This window comes from Streptomyces sp. NPDC005402 (assembly GCF_040606575.1).
Lineage (GTDB): Bacteria > Actinomycetota > Actinomycetes > Streptomycetales > Streptomycetaceae > Streptomyces.
This window is the reverse complement of record NZ_JBEXFB010000004.1, coordinates 40599-54757: the sequence shown is the minus strand read 5'-3', so window position 1 is coordinate 54757 and position 14159 is coordinate 40599. Positions and strand designations below refer to the sequence as shown.

14 protein-coding genes are annotated in these 14159 nt (G+C 72.3%); 9 read left to right on the top strand and 5 right to left on the bottom strand.

Going from position 1 to position 14159, the window contains the following annotated elements; all coding sequences use genetic code 11:
• The first annotated feature begins 56 nt into the window (after positions 1-56).
• On the top strand, positions 57-692 hold the full coding sequence (locus tag ABZT02_RS08725; protein ID WP_356015662.1) for a TetR family transcriptional regulator: 636 nt from the start codon (positions 57-59) through the stop codon (positions 690-692).
• A 24-nt stretch (positions 693-716) separates the two neighbouring features.
• On the opposite strand, the gene ABZT02_RS08720 is transcribed toward ABZT02_RS08725, so the two are convergent.
• The 3 genes from ABZT02_RS08720 to ABZT02_RS08710 form a co-directional block, all read right to left on the bottom strand.
• Entirely contained in the window at positions 717-1577 is an 861-nt protein-coding gene (locus ABZT02_RS08720; RefSeq protein WP_356015660.1) for a tetratricopeptide repeat protein, read from the bottom strand.
• A 304-nt stretch (positions 1578-1881) separates the two neighbouring features.
• A complete protein-coding gene (locus ABZT02_RS08715) occupies positions 1882-2154 on the bottom strand; it encodes a ferredoxin (RefSeq protein WP_356015659.1) in 273 nt (90 codons plus the stop codon).
• A 4-nt stretch (positions 2155-2158) separates the two neighbouring features.
• The gene (locus ABZT02_RS08710; protein WP_356015658.1) at positions 2159-3616 is read right to left on the bottom strand and encodes an aldehyde dehydrogenase; all 1458 of its coding nucleotides are present in this window, start codon (positions 3614-3616) and stop codon (positions 2159-2161) included.
• A gap of 167 nt (positions 3617-3783) precedes the next feature.
• On the opposite strand from ABZT02_RS08710, the gene ABZT02_RS08705 reads away from it, so the two are divergent.
• The 7 genes from ABZT02_RS08705 (at position 3784) to ABZT02_RS08675 (ending at position 11239) form a co-directional block, all read left to right on the top strand.
• Positions 3784-4809, top strand: a complete 1026-nt coding sequence (locus ABZT02_RS08705; RefSeq protein ID WP_356016309.1) for an MBL fold metallo-hydrolase — start codon at positions 3784-3786, stop codon at positions 4807-4809.
• Positions 4810-5142: 333 nt separating this feature from the next.
• Complete coding sequence (locus ABZT02_RS08700; protein WP_356015656.1) at positions 5143-6318, top strand: prenyltransferase/squalene oxidase repeat-containing protein; 1176 nt, start codon at positions 5143-5145, stop codon at positions 6316-6318.
• Positions 6315-6956 (top strand): SCO2322 family protein, encoded by a 642-nt coding sequence (locus tag ABZT02_RS08695; RefSeq protein WP_356015654.1) that lies wholly within the window; start codon positions 6315-6317, stop codon positions 6954-6956. The genes ABZT02_RS08700 and ABZT02_RS08695 overlap by 4 nt, the downstream gene beginning before the upstream one ends.
• Entirely contained in the window at positions 6946-8049 is a 1104-nt protein-coding gene (locus ABZT02_RS08690) for an energy-coupling factor transporter transmembrane component T (protein WP_356015652.1), read from the top strand. Before ABZT02_RS08695 ends, ABZT02_RS08690 begins: the two co-directional genes overlap by 11 nt.
• Positions 8046-9728 carry an ATP-binding cassette domain-containing protein gene (locus ABZT02_RS08685; protein ID WP_356015650.1) on the top strand — a complete coding sequence of 561 codons (1683 nt, stop codon included), beginning with the start codon at positions 8046-8048 and terminating at the stop codon, positions 9726-9728. Before ABZT02_RS08690 ends, ABZT02_RS08685 begins: the two co-directional genes overlap by 4 nt.
• Positions 9725-10534: an ECF transporter S component gene (locus ABZT02_RS08680; RefSeq protein WP_356015648.1), complete on the top strand. Its 810-nt coding sequence runs from the start codon at positions 9725-9727 to the stop codon at positions 10532-10534. Before ABZT02_RS08685 ends, ABZT02_RS08680 begins: the two co-directional genes overlap by 4 nt.
• A gap of 285 nt (positions 10535-10819) precedes the next feature.
• Positions 10820-11239 (top strand): transglycosylase SLT domain-containing protein, encoded by a 420-nt coding sequence (locus ABZT02_RS08675; RefSeq protein WP_356015646.1) that lies wholly within the window; start codon positions 10820-10822, stop codon positions 11237-11239.
• 11 nt (positions 11240-11250) lie between these two features.
• On the opposite strand, the gene ABZT02_RS08670 is transcribed toward ABZT02_RS08675, so the two are convergent.
• Positions 11251-12501, bottom strand: a complete 1251-nt coding sequence (locus tag ABZT02_RS08670; RefSeq protein ID WP_356015644.1) for an alpha/beta hydrolase — start codon at positions 12499-12501, stop codon at positions 11251-11253.
• 103 nt (positions 12502-12604) lie between these two features.
• Here ABZT02_RS08670 and ABZT02_RS08665 point away from each other — a divergent pair, with 103 nt between their 5' ends.
• A complete protein-coding gene (locus ABZT02_RS08665; RefSeq protein ID WP_356015642.1) occupies positions 12605-13303 on the top strand; it encodes a YoaK family protein in 699 nt (232 codons plus the stop codon).
• Positions 13304-13321: 18 nt separating this feature from the next.
• On the opposite strand, the gene ABZT02_RS08660 is transcribed toward ABZT02_RS08665, so the two are convergent.
• Positions 13322-14155, bottom strand: coding sequence for an alpha/beta hydrolase (locus tag ABZT02_RS08660; protein ID WP_356015641.1), 834 nt, complete (start codon positions 14153-14155; stop codon positions 13322-13324).
• Between the last annotated feature and the right edge of the window lie 4 nt (positions 14156-14159).

Here is a 14159-nt window from a genome sequence, read left to right as displayed (position 1 = left end):
GGCAGCCTGCCATGCTGTGTGATCGCGAGCCCTCACGGACTGTCACGGAACCCAAGGTGGACAAGGTGGCCAAGTCGGCCGGAGTGGAAGCCAGTACCGCGCGACCCGACGCGCCACCGCTGACCGAGCGGCAGGAGGCGCGGCGCCGCCGCATCCTGCACGCGAGCGCGCAACTGGCGAGCCGTGGCGGGTTCGACGCGGTGCAGATGCGGGAGGTCGCGGAGTCCTCGCAGGTGGCACTCGGCACCCTCTACCGCTACTTCCCCTCCAAGATCCATCTGCTGGTCGCGACCATGCAGGACCAGCTGGAACACATGCACGGCACGCTCCGCAAGAAGCCGCCGCAGGGCGAGACGGCGGCCGAGCGGGTCGCGGAGACCCTGATGCGGGCCTTCCGCGCCCTGCAGCGCGAACCGCACCTGGCCGACGCGATGGTCCGCGCACTGACCTTCGCGGACCGCAGTGTGAGCCCTGAGGTCGACCAGGTCTCCCACCAGACCACGCTGATCATCCTGGACGCCATGGGCCTCGCGGACCCGACGCCCGAGCAGCTCTCCGCGGTCCGCGTCATCGAGCACACCTGGCACTCGGCCCTGATCACCTGGCTCTCGGGCCGCGCCTCCATCGCCCAGGTGAAGATCGACATCGAGACGGTGTGCCGGCTGATCGACCTCACTGAACCCCGGCCCTGATCGACCCCGGACCCCCAGCCCTTCCTAGCCGACGGCCGCGAGCCCGCTCCAGCTCCGTCCGATGGCCGTCTCTGCCGCCCACCGGTCCAACAGCCGCCGGGCCTCCTCCTCGGGGGCTGCGAGGGAGACCTGCTGGGCGCCCGCCTCGACGGAGCGCTCCTGTGCGTGGCTGCCCTCGCTGCAGCAGGCGCACAGCACCCGGACGCTGCTCGCCGGCTCGGCGCCGAAGCCGTGGTCGGTGAACAGCGTGAGGAGGGCCTCCAGGTCGGCCGTCTCGCCGGCGGCCACCGTGACCTCCAGGGTGGGCAGTTCGGACGCCTCGAAGAGCAGGAGTTCCTCGAAGACGGGGTAGGCCGACCCCTCGACGACCCGCTCGCCCTTCGGTTCGCCGTCGTGGACGACGATCTCGCCGTAACGCCGTCCGCCCGTGACGGGCACGCTGACGACCCGGCCGCGGGTCGGGCACAGCCGCTCGATCCAGACGACCTCGCGCTCGCCGGTGTCCAGGCGCACGCAGGCGTGTCCGAAGCCGTCGTCGATCGGCCCCTCGCCGTCCCGGAGCCGGATGCCGAAGCCGGTCCAGGCGTCCCGCGCGGTCGCCCAGTCACGCTGGATGGTGGCCGCGACGCCGAGGTTCCAGTACGCCGGGTCGCCCTCGCCGCGCGGAGAGCGGGCCGCGGCCTCCCGGCCCAGCTCGTACGCCTTGGCCCAGTTCCGCAGGAACTTGTGGGCGAGTGCGGCGTCGTACCACCACACCGCGCTGGCCTCGAGGTCCGGGAAGTGCGCGAGCACCCGCTCGTACAACTCGGCGGCGCGCAGCCACTCCTCGGCGTCCCAGGCCGCGCGCGCCTGCTCGATCAGCTCCCTGGCCTCGGACTTCTCCACGTTTGTTTCCCACCCCATCGGTCCCGTTCGACGACCGCAGGAGCGTACGCCCTCACGCACAAAACCTACGAGACGGGTTCCCTTCGCCGGCATGGTCCGGATCAGGTCCAGGGGTCGCCGTCGAGCCTTCCCGCTGCTCTCCGGCCTCTCAGCCCGACCGTCGACGTCGGCCCCGGCGGAAACCTTCGCGTCGCGCCCGAGTCGGCTACTCCGGTTGGACTCCCTCACTCGTCTCGTAGGCCTGCGTCCAGAATAGAACGTGAGTCCGGGAATGAACCCCCTCAAACCATGATTTTCTCGACGCCTACTCCTCCGGCGGGAACACCGGTTCCCCGCTCCCCAGGAGCGTGATCATGATGGCCTCCACCGGGCAGTTCTCGGCCGCGACCAGGATCTTCTCGTTGGCGTCGGTCTCCGGCTCGGCGGGGTGGGACTGGCGTGCGGTGTCCAGGCGGAAGCCGTCGGGGGCGGTGTGGACGCACTGGGCGGAGCCGATGCACAGGGAGCGGTCGACCTCGACGTGCCAGCGGTCTCCCGTCCCCACGCTCGCATCGGCTCGCGCGGGAGATACCTCCATTCGCTCACGCCTCCCAGCCGGCCGGCAGATGGATCATCTTGTGCTCCAGGTACTCGCCGTAGCCCTCCGGGCCGAACTCCCTTCCCAGGCCCGAGTTCTTGTAGCCGCCGAAGGGGCCGAGCATGTCGAGGCTGAAGGTGTTGACCGAGTAGGTGCCGGTACGGACCTGCCGCGCCACCTCGATGCCACGCTCGACGTCGGCCGTCCACACGCTGCCGGACAGGCCGTAGTCGGAGTCGTTGGCGATCTTCACGGCCTCGGACTCGTCGCCGTAGGGGAGCAGGCAGATCACGGGCCCGAAGATCTCCTCCCGCGCGATCCGCATCGAGTTGTCGACGTCCCCGAAGAGTGTCGGCTCGACGTACCAGCCGCGGTCCAGGCCGGCCGGGCGCCCGCCGCCGGTGAGGATCTTGGCGCCCTCCTCCTGGCCGATCCTGATGTAGTCGAGGTTGCGGCGCTGCTGGCGTTCGGCGACCAGCGGGCCGACCTGCGTGGCCGGGTCGAGCGGGTCGCCGACGACCAGTGAACTCGCCGCCGCGGCAAGGGCCTCGGCGAACTCGTCGTAGCGGGAGCGGGGCAGCAGGATGCGGGTCTGGGCCACGCAGGCCTGTCCGTTGTTCATCCAGGCGGACGGGACGATCCCGGCGACGGCCGCCTCGACGTCCGCGTCCGGGAGGACCACGGCCGCCGACTTGCCGCCCAACTCCAGCGTCACGCGCGTGAGGTTGCGGGCGGCGACCTCCATCACGCGCTTGCCCGCCCCCACCGAGCCGGTGAAGGAGACCTTGTCGACGCCGGGGTGCCCGACCAGGTACTCGCTGACCTCGCGGTCGGCCGGGAGGATGGACAGCACGCCGTCCGGCAGCCCGGCCTCCTTGGTGATCTCGGCCAGGATGTAGGCGTCCAGCGGCGACTCGGGCGACGGCTTGAGCACCACCGTGCAGCCGGTGAGCAGCGCGGGCCCGAGTTTGGCGGCGGCGACGAACTGCGGGACGTTCCAGGGCACCACGGCGGCCACGACCCCGACCGGCTCGCGGCGCACGAGGATGCGGCCGAGGACTCCGTCGCGCTGCTCCTCGTACGTGAAGTTCCGGGCGACGGTGATCGCCGAGTCCCAGACCATCATCGCGCCGAGGGCCTGCGCGAGGACGCTCCAGGAGTACGGGGAGCCGTTCTCGGAGGAGATCACGCGGGCGATCTCCTCGTGCCGGACCGCGATGGCGTCCTTGATCCTGGTGACGACCTCGATGCGCTCGTCGAGCGACATCCGCGGCCAGGGCCCCTCGTCGAAGGCGGTGCGGGCGGCGGCGACCGCCGCGTCCACGTCCGCGCGCGAGGCGTGCGGCACCCTTCCGATGACCTCCTGGGTGTGCGGGGAGATCACCTCGATGACGTCCTCGCCCAGGGGGTCGGTCAACTCCCCGCCGATGAACAGCTGTCCGTGTTCCACGAGCTCGGTCATGGCGAACGCCTCCCTGCGGCGGCTGCTGACGATCCATCAGATACGGAACTGATACCAGTTCCACTGGGAGGAGTCCACGGGCCGCACACCGCGACTGTTGGTGACCTCGGGCTACCGTCGAAACTCGTTCTAGTTATAGTGCTGGGAACGCGGTGATTGGGGAACTCATGGCGCAGGTGCACGACCATGGTGGAGGCGTCCGGTCCGTCCAGGTGCCCATCCCCGACAACCCTCTCGGCCACACGCTCGTGTACGTCGTCGACACCGACCGGGGGCCGGTCCTGGTCGACACCGGCTGGGACGACCCGGCCTCCTGGGACACCCTCGCCGAGGGGCTGACGGCCTGCGGCACCTCCGTCGACGAGATCCACGGCGTGGTCATCACCCACCACCACCCCGACCACCACGGCCTCTCCGGCAAGGTGCGGGACGCCTCCGGTGCCTGGATCGCGATGCACGCGGCGGACTCGGCGATCGTGCGGCGCACCCGGGAGACCCGGGCCGAGCGCTGGTTCACTTACATGACGGCCAAGCTGGAGGCGGCGGGCGCCCCCGAGGAACACGTGGCCCCCCTGCGCACCGCCCGCCGCCGCGAACTGCCTGGCTTCTCCCCCGCGTTGCCCGACCGCGAGATCGTCCCCGGCGAACTCCTCGACCTCCCCGGCCGCAGACTCCGCGCGATCTGGACCCCGGGGCACACCCCCGGCCATGTCTGCCTGCACCTGGAGGAGGAACACCCGGCCCAACTGCCCGGCACCGGGCGACTGTTCTCCGGTGACCACCTCCTCCCCGAGATCACCCCACACATCGGCCTGTACGAGGACCCCGACGACACCACCGTCACCGACCCCCTCGGCGACTACCTCGACTCCCTGGAACGCGTCGGCCGGCTCGCCCCCGCCGAGGTCCTCCCCGCACACCAGCATGTCTTCACCGACGCGGCCGCCCGCGTACAGGAGTTGCTCGCCCACCACGAGGAACGCCTCACCGACCTGCGCTCCCTCCTCGCCGAGCCCCTCACCCCCTGGCAGCTCGCCGAGCGCATGGAGTGGAACCGGCCCTGGGAGCAGATCCCCTACGGGTCACGGAACATCGCGGTCTCGGAGGCCGAGGCGCATCTGCGGCGGCTGGTGAAGCTGGGGCGGGCGGAGGCGGTGACGGGGAGCGATCCGGTGACGTACGTGGCCGCCTGAGGACACCGGCCTCACCCACCCAGGTCCACAGGCGGCTCTCAGGCGCTTCCCTACGGCCGAGTACAGTAGCCAGGTCGTATCACACCCGTACAGGGGAAAGCCGGTGCAATTCCGGCGCTGACCCTCCCCCAGCGCCTTGAGGGCCTGGGAGGTACCCCCACCGTGATCCGCCCCTTCCGGCGGTGAGCCGGACTGCCCCGTACGGTTCGTGACCGGCTCGCGTGCATCGGCAACCGGCCGGTGTACGGCACCGTCGAGGTATACGGAGCCGAGCCGCCCGGGGGTTCTCCCGTGCTGCCCGGCTCTCCGCAGGGAGAAGGGCATCCGCCGATCATGAACGTCCGCCGCAGCGCCGCGGTCCTGGCCGCATCCATCGTGATCGGCACGGCCGCGCCCGCCGCAGCCGCCTCGCCGTCCCCCTCGCCGTCCCTGCCCTCGGGGCTGTACGGCAGCAGCGACCCCACGTACGACGGGGTCTGGCGGCAGTCGTTCGCGCTCATCGCCCTGTACCGGGTGCACGCGGAGCCCCCGGCCGCGGCCGTCGACTGGCTGGCCGGGCAGCAGTGCGCGAACGGGGCGTTCCCGGCGTTCCGCGCGAACCCGGCCAAGGCCTGCGATGCCAAGCTGATGGTCGACACCAACAGCACGGCCGCGGCTGCCCAGGCCCTGTCCGCGGTCGGCGGCCACGGCAGCGCGGTCACGAAGGCCGTGAACTGGCTGAAGTCCGTCCAGAACAAGGACGGCGGCTGGGGCTTCGCCCCCGGCGGGGCCAGCGACGCCAACTCGACATCCGTGGTCATGGGCGCGCTCGCCACCCAGAACATTTTCGTCTCGAAGATCCGCACCGGCGGGAAGTCGCCCTACGACGCCCTGCTGAAGCTGTCCCTGCCGTGTGCCGACGGGGGCGCCTTCGCCTATCAGCCGGACAAGAAGGGCAAGCTCAGGGCCAACGCGGACGCGACGGCGGCGGCCGTCCTCGCCGCGCGCGGAACGGGTCCGCTGACGGCGAGGGCCGACACCACGAGGGAGAGCACCTGCGCCGACGCACCGGACCTCACCCCTGCGAAGGCCGCGGCCAACGGAGCCTCCTTCCTCGCCAAGGCGGTCGCGAAGGACGGCTACCTCACGTCCGCCCTCCCCGGTGCCGAGAACCAGCCCGACTACGGCAACACGGCGGACGCGGTCGTCGCACTCGCCGTACAGGGCGGCCCCGAGGCCGCGCGGGGGCCCCTGGCGTGGCTGGAGCGGAACTCCGCGAAGTGGGCCGAGCAGAACGGGCCGGCGGCCTACGCCCAGCTGATCCTCGCCGCCGAGGCGGCCGGCACCGACCCGAGCGACTTCGGCGGCACGGACCTGGTGAAGCGGCTGACCGCGACGGGACCGGCACCGGCCACCGCGTCCCAGGACGACTCCGGTGGCTCCGTGTGGTGGGTGGTCGGCGCGGGCCTCGCCGCCGGGGCGGGCATCGGCTTCCTCCTCAGCGGCCGCAACAAGAGGAAGCGGCCGTGATCCGGCGGGCGGCCCTCCTCTCCCTCCTGACGGGCCTGTTCCTCGCCACCATGAGCCCGGCGCACGCCGCCGGGTACCGCTACTGGTCCTTCTGGGACCGCACCGGCGCGACCTGGACCTACGCCACGCAGGGGCCCTCGACCGCGGTCCCCTCCGACGGCGACGTCCAGGGCTTCCGCTTCGCCGTGAGCGAGGACTCGGCGGACGCGGACAAGCCGCGCGGGACGGCGTCGTTCACGGCGATCTGCGGGGACACGGCGGCGCGGGACGGCCGTAAACGCGTGGCGTTGGTCATCGACTTCGGTACGGCCGCGGACGCCCCGTCCGGCGCGAAGCCCCCGGCGAGCCGTACCGAGTGCGCGGTGGTACCCCGGGACGCGACCACGGCGGAGGCCCTGGCGGCGGCCGCGAAGCCACTGCGTTACAGCACGAACGCCCTGCTCTGCGCGATCGCGGGGTACCCGGAGGCGGGGTGCGGGGAGCAGGTGACGGGGACGGAGAAGGGGAAGCAGCCGGGGAAGAAGTCCGCCTCGTCGGACGGGGGTCCGTCCGTGGGGCTGTTCGCGGGCCTGGCAGCGATCGCCGTACTGGGAGCGGCCGCGGTGTGGCAAGCAAGGCGGCGCAGGAATGCCGCGTAGTTCACCTGTCCGGCCTGCGCCCCTGCACCCCGGCGCCTGGTGGCTCTGGTCCCTCTCCCTCGGGATCGCGGCCACCCGCACCACCAACCCCCTGCTGCTCGCCCTTCTCGTCGCCACCTCCGCCTACGTGGTGGCGTCCTGCCGCCGGAACACGCCCTGGTCCCGCTCGTACACGGCGTTTCTCAAGCTCGCCCTCGCCGTGCTCCTCGTCCGGCTCCTCTTCACGATCGTCCTCGGCTCCCCCATACCCGGCACCCATGTGCTCGTCACCCTCCCCGAACTCCCCCTCCCCGACTGGGCCCAGGGCATCCGCCTGGGCGGCAGGGTCACCGCGGAGTCCCTCGTCTTCGCCCTCTACGACGGCCTGAAACTGGCCACCCTCCTCGTCTGCGTGGGCGCGGCGAACGCCCTCGCCAACCCCCACCGCCTCCTCAAGTCCCTTCCCGGCGCCCTCTACGAACTCGGCGTGGCCGTGGTCGTGGCCCTCACCTTCGCCCCCCATCTCATCGCCGACGTCCAACGCCTGCGCGCCGCCCGCCGCCTCCGAGGCCGCCCCGACACCGGCGTCCGAGGCCTTCTCCAGGTCGGACTCCCGGTCCTGGAGGGCGCGTTGGAGCGTTCGGTCGCCCTCGCCGCGGCCATGGACGCCCGCGGTTACGGCCGAACGGCCGAGGTGGCGCCCGGAGTCCGCCGTACGACCACCGCGCTCACCCTCGGCGGCCTGCTCGGCGTCTGCGCGGGCACGTACGGACTGCTCACCGCCGAGGGCGGCACGTACGGCATCCCCGTACTCCTCGCCGGTCTCGCCGCCGCCCTCGCGGGTCTGCGTCTGGGCGGCCGCCGCACCCCGCGCACCCGGTACCGTCCGGACCGCTGGACCACGCGGTCCTTCCTGGTCGCCGGTTCCGGCGCGGCCGTGGCGGCGGCGATGTTCCTCGCGGGCGCCACCGATCCGGCCGCCCTGCATCCCGGTGTGGTGCCCCTTGTCGCCCCCGCCCTCCCCGTCCGGCCGGCCGCGGCGGTCCTCCTGGGCCTCCTGCCTGCCTTCCTCGCCCCCGCCCCCGATCCCTCCGCCAAGGAGCCGTCGTCGTGATCCGCTTCGAGGATGTGTCCGTGACGTACGACGGGGCGTCCGAACCCACCGTCCGGGGCGTCGACTTCGAGGTGCCCGAGGGTGAACTCGTCCTGCTCGTGGGTCCGTCGGGGGTCGGCAAGTCCACGATCCTCGGCGCGGTCAGCGGGCTCGTCCCGCACTTCACCGGCGGTACCCTGCGCGGCCGGGTCACGGTGGCCGGCCGCGACACCCGCACCCACAAGCCACGCGAACTGGCCGACGTGGTGGGCACGGTCGGCCAGGACCCGCTCTCCCATTTCGTGACGGACACCGTGGAGGACGAACTCGCCTACGGCATGGAGTCGTTGGGCCTGGCGCCGACGGTGATGCGCCGCCGGGTGGAGGAGACCCTGGACCTGCTGGGCCTCGCGCCCCTGCGCGACCGCCCGCTGGCGACCCTCTCCGGCGGCCAGCAGCAACGCGTGGCGATCGGCTCGGTCCTCACCCCGCACCCCCGCGTCCTGGTCCTCGACGAACCGACCTCGGCACTGGACCCCGCGGCGGCGGAGGAGGTCCTCGCCGTCCTCCAGCGCCTGGTCCACGACCTCGGCACCACGATCCTCATGGCCGAACACCGCCTGGAACGTGTCATCCAGTACGCCGACCAGGTTGCCCTCCTGCCCGCCCGCGGGGAGCCGCCGGTCCTCGGCACCCCGGCCGAGATGATGGCCGTGTCACCGGTGTACCCACCGGTGGTGGACCTGGGGCGGCTGGCGGGCTGGGCTCCGTTGCCGCTCACGGTGCGGGACGCGCGTCGCAGGGCGGGGGAACTGAGGGAGCGGCTGGCCGGACGAGCACTCGTGGACGTCGCACCCGCGGCCGCCGACGGCGAGGCCGCCCCCCAGGGGCCGGCCGAGGGCCGGGTCCGTCGGCTGCGCCGCCCCAAGCCGACCGCACCCGCCCCCTCCCAGCTCGCCGAGGTCCGCTCCCTCTCCGTCCGCCGGGCCCACGTCCAGGCCCTGCGCCACCTCGACCTCACCGTCCGCCCCGGCGAGACCATCGCCCTCATGGGCCGCAACGGCGCCGGCAAGTCCACGCTCCTCAACACCCTGGTCGGTCTCACGGAACCCTCCGCCGGATCGGTCCGGGTAGGCGGCGCCCCGCCGCACCGCACCGCCCCCCGGGACCTCGTGCGCCGAGTGGGCCTCGTACCCCAGGAACCCCGGGACCTGCTCTACGCCGACACGGTCGCCGCGGAATGCCGGGCCGCCGACCACGACGCCGGCGCCGCACCCGGCACCTGCCGCGCGCTGGTCGACGACCTCCTGACCGGCGTGACCGACGACACCCACCCCCGCGACCTCTCCGAAGGCCAGCGGCTCGCTCTCGCCCTCGCCGTGGTCCTGACCGCCCGCCCGCCCCTCCTGCTCCTCGACGAGCCGACCCGCGGCCTGGACTACGCGGCGAAGGCCCGCCTGGTCGGCCTGCTGAGGGAACTCGCGGCCACCGGCCACGCGATCATGCTCGCCACCCACGACGTGGAACTCGCCGCGGAACTCGCCCACCGGGTGATCCTGCTGGCCGAGGGCGAGGTCATCGCCGACGGCCCGGCGACGGACGTCATCACGTCCTCCCCCTCCTTCGCCCCGCAGGTCAGCAAGATCCTCGCCCCCCAGCGGTGGCTCACGGTCACCGAGGTGAAAAAGGCCCTGTCATGACCCGAGCCGTACACCTCGGCCCCCGCTCCCTCCTCACCCTCGCCCTGGTCAGCGCCGTGGGTGTCGTCGCCTTCGGCTGGCCCTTCCTCGCCCCGCCCACCTCCCAGGTCGGCACCCACACCCAGGACGCCCCCTGGCTCTTCGCCGGACTGCTCGTCCTCCTGGTCGCGGTGGTCGCCGCGGCGCTCGCGGAGTCGGGGCTCGGCCCCAAGGCGGTGGCGATGCTCGGCGTACTCGCGGCGACCGGCGCCGCGCTCAGGCCGATCGGCGCCGGCACCGCCGGTATCGAGCCGATGTTCTTCCTGATGGTGCTCAGCGGCCGCGTCCTCGGCCCCGGCTTCGGCTTCGTGCTCGGCAACGTCACGATGTTCGCGTCCGCCCTGTTGACGGGTGGGGTGGGACCTTGGATGCCGTTCCAGATGCTGGCGATGGGCTGGTTCACGATGGGGGCGGGCCTGCTGCCGGTACCCGCCCGCGCACAGGGCCGTACGGAGGTCCGGCTGCTGGCCGCCTACGGCTTCCTCGCCGCCTTCGCCTACGGCACCGCCATGAACATGGCCGGCTGGCCCTTCATGGGTGCCCTGGCCTCGGACATCGCCTTCGACCCGCACGCCGGCGTCCCCGCCAACCTGGCCCGTTTCGTGGCGTACTGCGTGGCCACGTCCCTCGGCTGGGACCTCGGCCGGGCCGTGGTCACCGTGGTCCTGACGCTCACCCTCGGCCCGGCCCTCCTCAGGGGGCTGCGCCGGGCCACCCGCCGCGCGGCCTTCGAGGCCCAGGTCACATTCGAGGCGCCCGAACGGTGAAGCGCCCCACATGACCCAGCTCACCTACTAGCGGGAACAGTAGGAGCATTTCGGACATAACGCCTCTTACGTACCCCCTCTGACCTGCGGTTTGAGAGCCCGATCACACGCATGCCCTTTCCCGGCGATTCGGCCACCACTAGTAAAAGGGGTCATTGCGGGCGCCTTCCGAGCCTGTTTCTCTGGACGACGTCGCACGGCGCCGACAAGCCCACGGGCCTCGGCGCCGACGCATGTCCCCCGGGACCGCGAGCGACACCCCCGTCCCCGAAGAAAAGGTTCCCCGTGTCGGTCTCCCGCATCGCCCGCCGCATCGCTTCTCCGAAGAAGGCCATCACCACCGTCGCGATGGCCGCCGCCACCGCCGGCCTGGTCCTGACCGCGGCGCCGGCCCAGGCGGCCACCACCAACTCGCCCGCCTCCGCCAAGGCCATCGCGCACAAGATGATCCCGAACGCCGCGCAGTACAACGCGTTCAGCAAGATCGTCGAGCACGAGAGCGGCTGGGACGTCGACGCCACGAACTCCTCCTCCGGCGCCTACGGCCTGGTCCAGGCCCTGCCCGGCTCCAAGATGGCCTCCGTCGGTTCCGACTGGAAGACCAATGCCAAGACCCAGATCAAGTGGGGCCTCGACTACATGAACTCCCGCTACGGCAGCCCGACCGGAGCCTGGGCCTTCTGGCAGGCCAACGGCTGGTACTGAGCCGCCGCTCGTCACCGCCGTACGCCGTCGAAGAACCGCACCACCTGCGGGGCCGACACCACGATCGAACCGAAGTGGTCCACAGGCCCCTGATCGACCACCCGCACCCTCGCTCCCTGACCTGCGAGGGTGCGGGCGCATGCCCGGGTGTTGCCGATGGGCACGTCGGTGTCGGCGGTACCGGCGTACAGCCGTACCGGCACCTCCGGCTTCCAGTCGCAGGTGTGGTCGGCGGCGCGCATCGCGTCCAGCACGGCGCCGGAAGGGTGCCGCAGACGCTCGTAGAAGGCGGGCGTGAGCAGCTGCTTCACCGAGGGCGCGAGCCCCTTGACGACGTCCTCCTCCTCGTGGCTCCCGTCGAGCAGGCCCTCGACCCGGCCCGCGTACGGCGCGCGGAACACCTCGGACGGGTCCTTGTAGAGGGGGTGCAGGCGGTTCTGCGCGACCAGCCAGTACGAGATGTAGAGGACCCCGCTGGTGTCGTTGACCCGGCCGTCGAACAGCGCGGGCATCTCCTGTCCCTCCAGGTCGTACGGGCCGCTGACCGGCGCGAGTGCCCTCAGCCGGAAGTGCCGGTCGGCGCCTTCCCGCAGGGCCTTGCCCAGCGCCATCGCGACCTGGCCGCCCTGCGAGAAGCCCGTCGCGTACACCTGACCGGTCAGCGGGCGCCCGAGCCGTTCCGCGGCCGTCCGCGCGGCGCGCAGCATGTCGACGGAGGCGGTCACGGACGAGGCGGTGTCCATGTACGGATGCGGGCCAGGGCCCTTGCCGAGGCCGAGGTAGTCGGGGGCGGCGACCGCCCGGCCCGCGGCGGCGTTGAGATACGACGGCACCCGTCCGAAGTCCTCGCTCGCCGAGGGCGCGTAGTCGCGGTCCACCATCGTGCCGTGGGTGTCGGAGACCAGGTCGAGGCGGTGGGCGCCGCCCCGGGGAAGCGTCAGCAGCCCGGTCGCGGTGGTGGGCCGGCCGTGCGGATCGACGGTCCGGTACGTCAGCCGGTACGCCCGTACGCCGTACCGCACCACGTCGGCGTCGACGTCCCGTTCGGTCAGGAACGACCTGACCTGCCCGGCGTCCCGGTCGGCGACCGGCGCGACGGAGACCAGGTCACCGCGCCGCGTGTGCTGCGCCCCCTGGTCGGCGGCCGCTGCCACCGGGGCCGCGGCGAGCCCGGCGAGCAGCAGGGCCGCCGCACCGGCGAGTCCCTTCCGTGTGCGCCAACTCGCCCGTACTGCAGGGGATGTGTGCGTCTCATCGCTCATGTCCTCGACGCTACGGACGCGCGGGACGCCCCGACATCCGAGAGTCCCCCGCAGCCATGGTGGACTTGGGTGCACCCCGACCGTCCGGCATTCCGGAGACTCGATGAGCGAACAGAGCGGCACCGGCCTGAAGGCAGCCGGCGATCCCGAGGCGCGCGGGCTGCGCCTGGTGGCCGTGCTGCTGGGGCTGACGGTGGTCAGCGGACTGATCGACGCCGTCAGCTATCTCGGCCTGGAACACGTCTTCACCGCGAACATGACCGGCAACGTGGTCGTCCTCGGGTTCGCCGCGGCCGGGGCGCCCGGCTTCTCGGTGGAGCACACGCTGACCTCGCTGGCGGCGTTCGTGGTGGGCGCGGTGGCGGGCGGCCGGGTGGCCGTACGGCTCGGCTCCGGCTCCCGCCGCACCTGGGCCCGGCTCACCCTCGCCGCCGAGGCGGTGCTTCTGGGGGTCTCGGCCGTGGTCGCCTTCGCCGCGCCCGGCGCCACGGCCACCGCCTACACCCTCATCGCCGTCACCGCGTTCGCCATGGGCCTGCGCAACGCCACGGTCCGCAAGCTCGGCGTCCCTGACCTGACGACGACCGTGCTGACCATGACGTTGACCGGCCTCGCCGCCGACTCCCGGGCCGGCGGCGGCCCCGGCACCCGCTCACCCCGCCGTACGGCGTCCGTGATCGCGATGGTGGCCGGGGCGGGGGTGGGCGCGTGGCTGGTGCTCCACCACGGCCTCGCGATTCCGCTGGCCATCGCGGCGGGGCTGGTGGCCCTGCTGGCGGTGGCCGCGTCGGGGCGCGAGTAGCCCCTGATCTCCCGAGGGCTACTTGGCGAGGAAGGCCAGCAGCGCGGAGGTGACCTCCTCCGCGTGCGTCCACAGCAGGCCGTGCGGGGCGCCCTCGATCTCGACGTACTCGGCGGACGGCAGCAGCGCGTGGAAGGGCCGGCCGGTCGCGTCGATCGGCAGGATACGGTCGCCGGTGCCGTGCAGGATCAGCGCCGGTACGTCGATCTTGGCCACGTCGGCCCGGAAGTCGGTGATCCAGGTCGGCACGCAGGCCACCGAGGCGTGCGCCGAGGCACCCGCCGCCACGTTCCAGCTGCCCCGGACGGCCGCTTCGCTGATCCGGCTGCCGAGCGTCTCGTCCAGGTTGTAGAAGTCCTGGTAGAAGGCGTCGAAGTAGGCGTAACGGTCCTTGGTCACGGCCTCCAGGATGCCGTCGAACACCGACTGGTCCACGCCCGTCGGGTTGTCGTCGGTCTTGAGCAGGAAGGGCTCCAGGGAGGCCAGGAAGGCCGCCTTCGCGACCCGGCCCGAGCCGTAGGTGCCCAGGTAGCGGCCCACCTCGCCGGTGCCCATGGAGAAGCCGACGAGGACCGCGTCGGTCAGGTCCAGGGTGGTGAGGACCTTGTCGAGGTCGGCGGCGAAGGTGTCGTAGTCGTAGCCGGTGGTGGGCTGCGAGGAGCGGCCGAAGCCGCGGCGGTCGTAGGTGATGACCCGGTGACCGGCCTCCAGCAGCGCGGGGAGCTGCTTCTCCCAGGAGTGGCCGTCGAGCGGGTAGCCGTGGATCAGCACGACGGGCTGTCCGGTGCCGTGGTCCTCGTAGTAGAGCTTGATCGGCGTGCTGTTCTCTTCGCCAACGGTGATGTACGCCATGTCG